Here is an 11,967-nt window from a genome sequence, read left to right as displayed (position 1 = left end):
CTAGCCGCGATGGCAAAGAAAATCATCGGCTATATCAAGCTGCAAGTACCAGCTGGTAAGGCCAACCCCAGTCCCCCGATCGGCCCGGCGCTCGGTCAGCGTGGCCTGAACATCATGGAATTCTGCAAGGCGTTCAACGCCAAGACCCAGGGCATGGAGCCCGGTCTGCCGATTCCTGTGGTGATCACGGCGTTTGCCGACAAGAGCTTCACCTTCATTATGAAGACCCCGCCCGCGACGGTCCTCATCAAGAAGGCGGCCGGCATCAAGTCGGGTTCGGCCAAGCCGCACACCGACAAGGTCGGTTCGATTACGCGTGCTCAGGTCGAAGAAATCGCCAAGGCCAAGATGCCTGACCTGACCGCCGCGAACATGGACGCCGCCGTGCGTACCATCGCCGGTTCCGCGCGCAGCATGGGCATCACGGTGGAGGGGCTCTGATCATGGCGAAGCTTTCGAAACGAGTTCAGGCGCTGCGCGCCAAGGTTGACGCCAATCGCGTCTACACCGTCGCCGAGGCTCTCGCGCTGGTGAAGGAGTGCGCGACCGCCAAGTTCGACGAATCGGTCGATATCGCCGTGAATCTCGGCGTTGATGCACGCAAGTCCGATCAGGTCGTGCGCGGCTCCGTCGTGCTGCCGGCTGGTACCGGCAAGAGCGTGCGCGTTGCCGTGTTCGCCCAAGGCGACAAGGCCGAAGCTGCCCGCGCCGCCGGCGCCGACGTCGTCGGTTTCGACGATCTCGCCGAGCAGGTCAAGGCTGGCAACATCGACTTCGACCTCTGCATTGCCACGCCGGACGCCATGCGTGTCGTCGGTCAGCTGGGCCAGATCCTCGGTCCGCGCGGCCTGATGCCGAACCCGAAGGTCGGTACCGTGACCATGGATGTCACCACCGCCGTCAAGAACGCCAAGGCCGGTCAAGTCCAGTACCGCACCGACAAGGCGGGCATCGTGCATGCCACGATCGGCCGCGCTTCGTTCTCCGTCGAGGCGCTGCAGCAGAACCTCGGCGCGCTCGTCGAAGCGCTGCAGAAGGCCAAGCCGGCCGCCTCGAAGGGCGTCTACCTGCGCCGCGTCGCCGTGTCGAGCACCATGGGTACCGGCGTGCGCGTCGAGCCGTCGAGCATCAACGCAGCCTGATTGGGCTGTACAACGAACTTTGGGACGCTTCGCGCGCAAGTGCGGAGCGGATCGTCAAAGACCGCAGGTGTGGACGCTCCGGCGACTGCTTAAGCATCCTCGGATGGCCTGCGCAGACGGTGTGCCCAGAACAGGATTCTGGCCGATTCGTCGGCCGCGCTCCTGATCCAGGTCGCCGTGGGTGCGAGCCGTGAAGTGTGGTTCGCGTGTGGACTTGAAAGGAGGAAAGGCCTGTGGGTCTCAATCTTGATGACAAGAAAGCCGTAGTGGCAGAGGTGTCGGCACGGGTGGCCAACGCTCAGACCATCGCGGTGGCCGAGTATCGCGGCATTGAAGTGGGTGATCTCACTGTGCTGCGTGCGAAGGCCCGCGAAGCTGGCGTGTACCTGCGTGTGCTGAAGAACACCCTGGTGCGCCGTGCGATCGCCGAAACCCCGTTCGCCGGGTTGTCGGATCAGCTGACTGGTCCGCTGATCTATGGCATTTCGGAAGATCCGGTTGCTGCAGCCAAGGTGCTGAACGACTTCGCCAAGGGCAACGACAAGCTGGTGCTGAAGGCCGGTTCCTATGCGGGCAATACGCTCGACAAGGCCGGCGTGCAGGCGCTCGCATCGATCCCGAGCCGCGAAGAGTTGCTCGCCAAGCTGCTGGGCGTCATGCAGGCGCCGGTTACCGGCTTCGCTTGCACGCTGGCCGCCCTCGCCAAGAAGCGCGAGGAAGAGGCGGCTGCCTGACCGTTTTCCGAAAAAGTTTCGATTTAGGAGTGATTTGACATGGCTATCAGCAAAGAAGACATCCTCGAAGCCGTTGGCTCGATGACCGTGATGGAACTGAACGACCTGGTGAAGGCGTTCGAAGAGAAGTTCGGTGTTTCCGCTGCCTCGATGGCGGTTGCAGCCCCGGGCGCAGGCGCCGCAGCTGCGGTCGTTGAAGAGAAGACCGAATTCGACGTCGTCTTGCTTGCAGCTGGCGAGAAGAAGGTTGAAGTGATCAAGGTCGTCCGCGCTGCCACGGGCCTGGGCCTGAAGGAAGCGAAGGACCTGGTCGACGGTGCACCGAAGACCGTCAAGGAAGCTGCTCCGAAGGCCGACGCCGAGGCGCTCAAGAAGCAACTCGAAGACGCTGGCGCGAAGGTCGAGATCAAGTAATACCGAGTTGTCTCTCGGGGCTGGCGCTCATCCGGGCGCCAGCCCTTTCGTGCTTTGTAAATCCAAGAAGCCAGAACCCAGCGCGAGTTACGGTGTCCAAAAGCCTATCGCCTGGCCCGATCTCCTCGGGGCGCTGTGTTCTGTCTCTTTGACGTCCGACCTCTACCCGGAGCATCCATGGCGTATTCCTACACCGAAAAGAAACGTATCCGCAAGAGCTTCGCCAAGCGCGCGGCAGTGCTGGACGTACCTTTCCTCCTCGCCACCCAGATCGAGTCGTTCGCCTCGTTCCTGCAGGCCGAAACGCCGCCGCTGACACGCCTGAATCAGGGCTTGCAGGCCGCTTTCACCTCGATCTTCCCGATCGCAAGCCACAGTGGCAATGCGCGGCTCGAATTCGTGCAATACATGCTCGGCGAGCCGGCGTTCGACGTGAAGGAATGCCAGCAGCGCGGTCTGACCTTCGCGTCGCCGCTGCGCGCGCGGGTGCGCCTGGTGATCCTCGACCGCGACGCGCCGAAGGAGACGGTGAAGGAAGTCAAGGAGCAGGAAGTGTACATGGGCGAGATTCCGCTCATGACCTCTACCGGTTCGTTTGTAATCAACGGCACCGAGCGCGTGATCGTGTCGCAGCTCCACCGCTCGCCTGGCGTGTTTTTCGAGCACGACCGCGGCAAGACTCACTCGTCGGGCAAACTGCTGTTCTCGGCACGTATCATTCCCTACCGCGGTTCCTGGCTCGACTTCGAATTCGATCCGAAGGACTGCCTGTTCTTCCGCGTGGACCGTCGCCGCAAGATGCCCGCGACGATCCTGCTGCGTGCCATCGGCATGACGCCGGAGCAGATCCTCGAGACTTTCCACGACTTCGATACGTTCCAGCTCAGGGGTGAAGAGGTCGCCTTCGAGCTGGTACCGGATCGCCTGCGCGGCGACGTGGCCAAGTTCGACATCACCGACGGTGACGGCAAGGTCATCGTCGCGCGCGACAAGCGCATCACGGCAAAGCACATCCGCGAGCTCGAGCAGGCCGGCATCAAGACCATGGTCGTGCCCGACGATTTCGTGCTGGGGCGCATCGTTGCCCGCAACGTCGTCGACCCCGAGACCGGTGAACTGATCGCGCGCGCCAATGACGAGATCACGGAAGACCTGCTTGGCAAGCTGCGCGACGCGGGCGTGAAGGATCTGCAGACTCTGTACGTCAACGACCTCGATCGCGGCCCCTACATCTCGCAGACGCTGCGTATCGATGAGACGGCCGACCAGTGGGCCGCGCGCGTCGCCATCTACCGCATGATGCGCCCGGGCGAGCCGCCCACCGAGGACGCCGTCGAGGCGCTGTTCCAGGGTCTCTTCTACTCGGAAGAGCGCTACGACCTGTCGTCGGTTGGCCGCATGAAGTTCAACCGCCGCGCCTATCCCGAGAAAATCGAGGACAAGGCGCCTGGTTGGCTCAAGCGCTTCTACGAGATCGTCGGTGCTCGCGGTGAAGAGGGTACCGCGACCCTTTCGAACGAGGACATCCTCGCTGTGATGAGCGTTCTGGTCGAACTGCGCAACGGCCGCGGCGAGATCGACGACATCGACCACCTCGGTAACCGCCGCGTGCGTTCGGTTGGCGAGCTCGCCGAGAACCAGTTCCGTGCCGGGCTGGTGCGCGTCGAGCGCGCCGTCAAGGAACGCCTGTCGCAGGCGGAATCCGACAACCTGATGCCGCACGACCTGATCAATGCGAAGCCGATTTCGGCCGCGATCAAGGAGTTCTTCGGCTCCAGCCAGTTGTCGCAGTTCATGGACCAGACCAACCCGTTGTCCGAGATCACGCACAAGCGTCGGGTCTCGGCCCTCGGCCCGGGCGGTCTGACGCGCGAGCGTGCCGGCTTCGAGGTGCGCGACGTGCATCCGACGCACTACGGCCGCGTGTGCCCGATCGAGACGCCGGAAGGTCCGAACATTGGCCTGATCAACTCGCTGGCCGTGTATGCGCAGACCAATCGCCACGGCTTCCTCGAAACGCCGTACCGCAAGGTCGCCGACGGCAAGGTCACCGACCAGATCGATTTTCTGTCGGCGATCGAGGAAGGTCAGTACGTTATCGCTCAAGCGAACGCCGACATCGGCGAAGACGGCACCCTGCAGGGCGACCTTGTGTCGTGCCGTCATAAGGGCGAATTCACGCTGGCGATGGCCGACCAAGTCCAGTACATGGACGTCGCGCCCGGCCAGATCGTATCGGTTGCAGCTTCCCTGATCCCGTTCCTCGAGCACGACGACGCGAACCGCGCGCTTATGGGCGCGAACATGCAGCGTCAGGCGGTTCCCTGCCTGCGTCCCGAAAAGCCGCTGGTCGGTACCGGCATCGAGCGCACGGTCGCGGTGGACTCGGGCACGGCCGTGCAGGCGATGCGCGGCGGCATGGTCGACTATGTCGACGCGAACCGGATCGTGGTGCGTGTCAATGACGACGAAACCCTCGCGGGCGAAGTCGGCGTCGACATCTACAACATGATCAAGTACACGCGCTCGAACCAAAACACCAACATCAACCAGCGCCCGATCGTGAAGGTCGGCGACCTCATCGGCAAGGGCGACGTGATCGCCGACGGTGCCTCGACCGACCTCGGCGAGCTCGCCCTCGGCCAGAACATGCTGGTCGCATTCATGCCGTGGAACGGCTACAACTTCGAGGACTCGATTCTCATCTCCGAGCGCGTCGTCGCCGAGGACCGCTTCACCTCGATCCACATCGAGGAGCTGACGGTCGTTGCGCGTGACACCAAGCTCGGGCCCGAGGAAATCACGCGCGACATCGCTTCTCTGGGCGAGGCGCAGCTGTCGCGACTCGACGAGTCGGGCATCGTGTACATCGGTGCGGAAGTGGATGCTGGCGACGTGCTCGTCGGCAAGGTCACGCCGAAGGGCGAGACCCAACTCACTCCCGAAGAGAAGTTGCTGCGCGCGATTTTCGGCGAAAAGGCGTCCGACGTTAAGGACACCTCGCTGCGCGTGCCCTCCGGCATGAACGGCACCGTCATCGACGTGCAGGTGTTCACCCGCGAAGGTATCGAGCGCGACAAGCGTGCCCAGTCGATCATCGACGACATGCTGCGCAGCTTCAAGACCGACCTCGCCGACCAGATGCGTATCGTCGAGCGCGACGCCTTCGCGCGTATCCGTCGCCTGATCACCGGCCACAAGGCCAACGGCGGGCCGAAGAAGCTGGCGAAGGGTGCCGAGATCACCGCCGACTACCTCGACTCGCTCGAGTTCTATCACTGGTTCGACATCCGCATGGCGGACGAAGAACTGGCGACTCAACTCGAGGCGGTCCGCGAAGGTCTGGAAAAGACCCGCAAGGACTTCGAGCAGGCCTTCGAGATCAAGAAGAAAAAGCTCACCCAGGGCGACGAACTGCCCCCGGGCGTGCAGAAGATGGTCAAGGTCTACCTCGCCGTGAAGCGTCGCCTGCAGCCCGGCGACAAGATGGCCGGTCGTCACGGTAACAAGGGTGTGGTCTCGCGCATCGTTCCGGTCGAGGACATGCCGCACATGGCCGACGGTACGCCGGTGGACATCGTGCTGAACCCGCTGGGTGTGCCGTCGCGTATGAACATCGGCCAGATCCTCGAGACTCATCTCGGCTGGGCAGCGAAGGCGCTCGGCAACCGGATCGGTCAGATGGTCCGCTCGAACACCGCAGCGGCTGAAATCCGCGACCTGCTCGAGCAGATTTACAACACGAAGGGTCATCCCGAGGATCTCGCGAGCCTCAACGACAAGGAAGTCGTGGAGCTCGCTTCGAACCTGAGCAAGGGCGTGCCGTTTGCGACGCCGGTGTTCGACGGCGCGAAGGAAGAGGAGATCGAGGCCATGTTCGCGCTGGCGGGCATCGAGTCCGGCGGGCAGGTCGCGCTGTATGACGGCCGTACCGGCGAGGCCTTCGACCGCAAGGTCACGGTCGGCTACAAGCACGTGCTGAAGCTGCACCACCTGGTCGATGACAAGATGCACGCCCGTTCGACCGGCCCATACTCCCTCGTTACCCAGCAGCCGCTGGGCGGCAAGGCGCAGTTCGGTGGCCAGCGCTTCGGTGAAATGGAAGTGTGGGCGCTCGAGGCCTACGGCGCGGCCTATACGCTGCAGGAAATGCTCACCGTGAAGTCCGACGACGTGACCGGCCGTACCAAGGTGTACGAAAGCATCGTCAAGGGCGAGCACAAGATCGATGCGGGCATGCCCGAGTCCTTCAATGTGCTGGTGAAGGAAATCCGCTCGCTCGCGATCGACATCGATCTGGACACGTACTGAACCGGGTTAATGCCCACGAAGCCACCCGGACGGAGTGATTTATGAAAAGCCTGCTCGCTGACCTGTTCAAGCAAACCCTGCCGAACGAAGACCAGTTCGACGCGATCACCATCGGCCTCGCATCGCCGGACAAGATCCGCTCGTGGTCGTACGGTGAGGTTAAGAAGCCCGAGACCATTAACTACCGTACCTTCAAGCCCGAGCGCGACGGCCTGTTCTGCGCCAAGATCTTCGGGCCGGTGAAGGATTACGAATGCCTGTGCGGGAAGTACAAGCGCCTCAAGCACCGCGGCGTGATCTGCGAGAAGTGCGGCGTCGAGGTGACGCTGTCGAAGGTGCGCCGCGAACGCATGGCGCACATCGAACTCGCGAGCCCCACCGCGCACATCTGGTTCCTGAAGAGCCTGCCCAGCCGCCTCGGCATGGTGCTCGACATGACCCTGCGCGACATCGAGCGCGTGCTGTATTTCGAAGCCTTCGTGGTGGTCGAGCCGGGCATGACTCCGCTCAACCGCGCCCAGCTGCTCACCGAGGACGACTACCTCGCGAAGGTCGAGGAGTATGGTGACGAGTTCGACGCGCTGATGGGCGCCGAGGGTATCCGCGGCCTGTTGCGCACGCTCGATGTCCAGCTCGAGATCGAGAAGCTGCGCGGTGACCTCGAGACAACCAACTCGGAAGCCAAGATCAAGAAGTACTCCAAGCGCCTGAAGGTGCTCGAGGCCTTCCAGCAGTCTGGCATCAAGCCCGAGTGGATGATTCTCGAGGTCCTGCCGGTGCTGCCGCCGGACCTGCGTCCGCTGGTGCCGCTGGACGGTGGCCGCTTCGCAACCTCCGACCTCAACGACCTCTATCGTCGCGTCATCAACCGGAACAACCGCCTCAAGCGCCTGCTCGAACTCAAGGCGCCCGAGATCATCGTGCGCAACGAAAAGCGCATGCTGCAGGAAGCGGTCGACTCGCTGCTCGACAACGGCCGCCGCGGCAAGGCGATGACCGGTGCGAACAAGCGACCGCTGAAGTCCCTCGCCGACATGATCAAGGGCAAAGGCGGCCGCTTCCGACAGAACCTGCTCGGCAAGCGCGTCGACTACTCGGGCCGTTCGGTCATCGTGGTCGGCCCGCAGCTCAAGCTGCACCAGTGCGGCCTGCCCAAGCTGATGGCGCTCGAACTGTTCAAGCCCTTCATCTTCAACAAGCTCGAACTGATGGGGCTCGCGACGACCATCAAGCAGGCGAAGAAGATGGTCGAGAGCCAGGAGCCGGTGGTGTGGGACATCCTCGAAGAGGTGATCCGCGAGCATCCGGTCATGCTGAACCGTGCGCCGACGCTGCACCGTCTCGGTATCCAGGCCTTCGAACCCGTCCTGATCGAAGGCAAGGCGATCCAGTTGCACCCGCTCGTCTGCGTCGCGTTTAACGCCGACTTCGACGGTGACCAGATGGCCGTCCACGTGCCGCTGTCGCTTGAGGCACAGATGGAAGCGCGCACGCTGATGCTCGCGTCGAACAACGTGCTCTCGCCCGCTAACGGCGAGCCGATCATCGTGCCGTCGCAGGACATCGTTCTCGGCCTGTACTACGCGACCCGCGAGGGCGTGAACGCGCTCGGCGAAGGCATGGCATTGTCGGACGTCGGCGAGTTGAAGCGCGCCTACGAGTCGAAGCAGTTGTCGCTGCACGCTCGTGTGTCAGTCCGCCTGAAGGAAATCGAAGTCGGCGCCGACGGCGAGCGCCGCGAGAAGATCACCCGTTACAACACGACGGCCGGCCGCGCTATGCTGTCGGAAATCCTGCCGCCGGGACTGCCCTTCAGCGTGATCGACAAGCCGCTGAAAAAGAAAGAAATCTCCAAGCTGATCAACGCCTCGTTCCGTCGCTGCGGTCTGAAGGAAACGGTCGTGTTTGCGGACAAACTGATGCAGTTCGGCTTCCGCCTGGCAACGCGCGCCGGCATCTCGATCGCCGTCAAGGACATGTTGGTCCCGACTCTGAAGGACTCGCTGATCCATGCAGCCGAACAGGAGGTCAAGGAGATCGCCCGCCAGTACACGTCCGGTCTCGTGACGGACGGCGAGCGCTACAACAAGGTCGTCGATATCTGGGGCCGTGCCGGTGACCAAGTCGCCAAGGCGATGATGGACCAGCTCGGCCAGGAAGATGTCGTCAATCGCAACGGCGACACCGTCAAGCAGGAGTCGTTCAACTCCATCTACATGATGGCCGACTCCGGTGCGCGTGGTTCGGCTGCGCAGATCCGTCAGCTCGCCGGCATGCGCGGCCTGATGGCGAAGCCGGACGGCTCCATCATCGAGACGCCGATCACGACGAACTTCCGCGAAGGTCTGAACGTTCTGCAGTACTTCATCTCAACGCACGGTGCGCGTAAGGGCCTGGCGGATACCGCGCTGAAGACCGCCAACTCCGGTTACCTGACCCGCCGTCTGGTTGACGTGACTCAGGATCTGGTCGTCACCGAGGACGACTGCGGCACGCGCGACGGCTTCGTGATGAAGGCACTCATCGAGGGCGGCGAAGTCATCGAAGCGCTGCGCGAACGGATTCTCGGTCGTGTCTGTGCCGAAGATGTCGTGAATCCGGACTCCCAGGAAACGGAAATCGAGGCGGGCACGCTGCTCGACGAGGATGCTGTCGATCTGATCGAACGCCTCGGCATCGACGAAGTGAAGGTCCGCACTGCGCTGACCTGCGCAACGCGCTATGGCCTCTGCGGCAAGTGCTACGGGCGCGATCTCGGTCGTGGCAGCGAGGTGAACGTCGGCGAAGCGGTCGGCGTTATCGCGGCGCAGTCGATCGGCGAGCCGGGCACGCAGCTCACAATGCGTACCTTCCACGTCGGTGGTGCAGCGTCGCGGGCAGCCGCTGCGAGCGGCGTCGAATCGAAGTCGGCCGGTACGATCCGCTTCGCCGGCAACATGCGTTATGTGTCGAACGCGAAGGGCGAGAAAGTCATCATCGCGCGTTCTGCCGAGATCGTTGTCGCCGACGACATGGGCCGCGAGCGCGAGCGCCACAAGCTGCCGTACGGCGCGACCCTGCTGGTCGATGACGGTGCGGCGATCAAGGCAGGGGTCATGCTCGCGACGTGGGATCCGCACACCCGTCCGATCGTCACGGAATACTCCGGTACCGTGAAGTTCGAGAACGTCGAGGAAGGCGTCACCGTCGCGAAGCAGATCGACGAGGTGACTGGTCTGTCGACCCTGGTCGTTATCGACGGCAAGCGCCGTAGCACCGGTTCGTCGTCGAAGGGCGTGCGCCCGCAAGTGAAGCTGCTCGACGAGAACGGGGAGGAGGTGAAAATCGCCGGCACCGATCATTCGGTGGCGATCACCTTCCAGGTCGGGTCACTCATCACCGTGAAGGACGGCCAGGTCATCGGCGTCGGCGACATCCTTGCGCGTATTCCGCAGGAGTCGGCGAAGACTCGCGACATTACCGGCGGTCTGCCGCGCGTCGCTGAACTGTTCGAAGCTCGTCCGCCGAAGGACGCCGGCGTGCTTGCGGAATACACCGGCACCGTTTCGTTCGGCAAGGACACCAAGGGCAAGCAGCGTTTGGTGATCACCGAGGCCGACGGCACGGTGCACGAGTTCCTGATCCCGAAGGACAAGCACGTCATGGTGCACGACGGGCAGGTCGTCAACAAGGGCGAGTTGATCGTCGACGGCCCTGCGGACCCGCACGACATTCTGCGTCTGCAGGGTATCGAGGCGCTGGCCCGCTACATCATCGACGAAGTGCAGGACGTGTACCGTTTGCAGGGCGTTAAGATCAACGACAAGCATATCGAGGTGATCGTTCGCCAGATGCTGCGTCGCGTGGTCATCACGGACGCCGGCGACACCAAGTTCATCCGCGAGGAGCAGGTCGAGCGTTCCGAAGTCCTCGACGAGAACGATCGTGTCGAAGGCGACAGCAAGCTGCCGGCGCAGTACCAGAACGTCCTGCTCGGCATCACCAAGGCATCGCTATCGACCGATTCGTTCATCTCCGCCGCATCCTTCCAGGAAACGACGCGCGTGCTGACCGAAGCGGCCATCATGGGCAAGCGCGACGAACTGCGCGGGCTCAAGGAAAACGTCATCGTCGGCCGGCTCATTCCCGCCGGTACTGGCATGGCGTACCACCGCAACCGCCGCGCGCAGACGGCGGGCGAGGATCTCGGCGCCGAGCATGCATGGGCGGCGATGCAGGAACAACCGTCGGAAGTACCCGACGGCGTCTCGCAAGATGTGCAGGCCGGTTGACTTTTGCCGGCTTGTCGGGATAACATCCGGCCTCTTTTTGTGGACTGACCAATCGTAGTCAGCCTCAGCCGGAATCAACCGCCCGGGGCGGCCTCAAGGGCTGTCCCGGTATAATGGAAAATTCTCAAGCTATGCCAACAATTAATCAGCTCGTCCGCAAGCCCCGGCAACTTGCAGTCGTCAAGAGCAAAGTGCCGGCGCTCGATGCATGTCCGCAGAAGCGTGGCGTGTGCACTCGCGTCTATACCACGACGCCTAAGAAGCCGAACTCTGCGCTGCGAAAGGTCGCGAAAGTTCGTCTGACGAACGGCTTCGAAGTGATCTCGTATATCGGTGGCGAAGGCCACAACCTTCAGGAGCACTCGGTGGTCCTGATTCGCGGCGGTCGTGTGAAGGACTTGCCGGGTGTGCGCTACCACATCGTCCGCGGTTCGCTCGACCTGCAGGGCGTCAAGGATCGTAAGCAGTCGCGCTCGAAGTACGGCGCCAAGCGTCCGAAGAAATCCTAATTGTCGGCATTCAGAAATAGCTAGAGGTTGCCATGCCCCGTCGTCGCGAAGTACCCAAGCGTGAAATCCTGCCGGATCCGAAGTTCGGTTCCCAGGATGTTTCCAAGTTCATCAATGTGATCATGCAGGCCGGCAAAAAGTCGGTTGCTGAGCGCATCGTCTACGGCGCGTTCGCGCACATCTCCGGCAAGGCCGGGAAGGACCCGCTAGAGGTCTTCTCGTCTGCGGTCGCGAATGTCAAGCCGGTAGTCGAGGTCAAAAGCCGTCGCGTTGGTGGTGCCAACTACCAGGTTCCGGTCGAAGTGCGCCCGTCGCGCCGCATGGCGCTGTCGATGCGCTGGCTGCGCGAAGCGGCCCGCAAGCGCGCAGAGAAGTCGATGGCTCAGCGCCTCGCCGGCGAACTGCTTGAGGCTGCCGAAGGTCGTGGTGCCGCGATGAAGAAGCGCGAAGAAGTGCACCGTATGGCCGAGGCGAACAAGGCGTTCTCGCACTACCGCTTCTAAGCGGCTTCGGACAGCGGTTAATCGGGCCCTGGCAAGGGCTCGATTGTTTTGTAATAAGACACTTGGACTTTCGCGCCTAGCGC

At 62.8% G+C, this 11,967-nt stretch carries 8 protein-coding genes; all 8 read left to right on the top strand.

Features of this window, described 5'->3' with window-relative positions; translation table 11 throughout:
* Positions 1 to 9 precede the first annotated feature (9 nt).
* The gene (gene rplK, locus AzCIB_RS20225; RefSeq protein ID WP_050417543.1) at positions 10 to 441 is read left to right on the top strand and encodes a 50S ribosomal protein L11; all 432 of its coding nucleotides are present in this window, start codon (positions 10 to 12) and stop codon (positions 439 to 441) included.
* Between the two features lie 2 nt (positions 442 to 443).
* A complete protein-coding gene (gene rplA / locus AzCIB_RS20220; RefSeq protein WP_050417542.1) occupies positions 444 to 1,142 on the top strand; it encodes a 50S ribosomal protein L1 in 699 nt (232 codons plus the stop codon).
* A 233-nt stretch (positions 1,143 to 1,375) separates the two neighbouring features.
* Positions 1,376 to 1,876 (top strand): 50S ribosomal protein L10, encoded by a 501-nt coding sequence (gene rplJ / locus AzCIB_RS20215; RefSeq protein WP_050417541.1) that lies wholly within the window; start codon positions 1,376 to 1,378, stop codon positions 1,874 to 1,876.
* A 39-nt stretch (positions 1,877 to 1,915) separates the two neighbouring features.
* Positions 1,916 to 2,290: a 50S ribosomal protein L7/L12 gene (rplL, locus tag AzCIB_RS20210; RefSeq protein ID WP_050417540.1), complete on the top strand. Its 375-nt coding sequence runs from the start codon at positions 1,916 to 1,918 to the stop codon at positions 2,288 to 2,290.
* A gap of 177 nt (positions 2,291 to 2,467) precedes the next feature.
* On the top strand, positions 2,468 to 6,601 hold the full coding sequence (rpoB, locus tag AzCIB_RS20205; protein WP_050417539.1) for a DNA-directed RNA polymerase subunit beta: 4,134 nt from the start codon (positions 2,468 to 2,470) through the stop codon (positions 6,599 to 6,601).
* A gap of 41 nt (positions 6,602 to 6,642) precedes the next feature.
* Positions 6,643 to 10,872, top strand: coding sequence for a DNA-directed RNA polymerase subunit beta' (rpoC, locus tag AzCIB_RS20200; RefSeq protein ID WP_050417538.1), 4,230 nt, complete (start codon positions 6,643 to 6,645; stop codon positions 10,870 to 10,872).
* A 131-nt stretch (positions 10,873 to 11,003) separates the two neighbouring features.
* Entirely contained in the window at positions 11,004 to 11,381 is a 378-nt protein-coding gene (rpsL, locus tag AzCIB_RS20195) for a 30S ribosomal protein S12 (RefSeq protein WP_018987817.1), read from the top strand.
* A gap of 32 nt (positions 11,382 to 11,413) precedes the next feature.
* Positions 11,414 to 11,884 (top strand): 30S ribosomal protein S7, encoded by a 471-nt coding sequence (gene rpsG, locus AzCIB_RS20190; protein WP_050417537.1) that lies wholly within the window; start codon positions 11,414 to 11,416, stop codon positions 11,882 to 11,884.
* Positions 11,885 to 11,967 lie beyond the last annotated feature (83 nt).

This window comes from Azoarcus sp. CIB, from assembly GCF_001190925.1.
In the GTDB taxonomy this organism is placed as follows: domain Bacteria; phylum Pseudomonadota; class Gammaproteobacteria; order Burkholderiales; family Rhodocyclaceae; genus Aromatoleum.
Note: the sequence above shows the minus strand (reverse complement) of the source record. Positions and strands in the feature narration are given on the sequence as shown.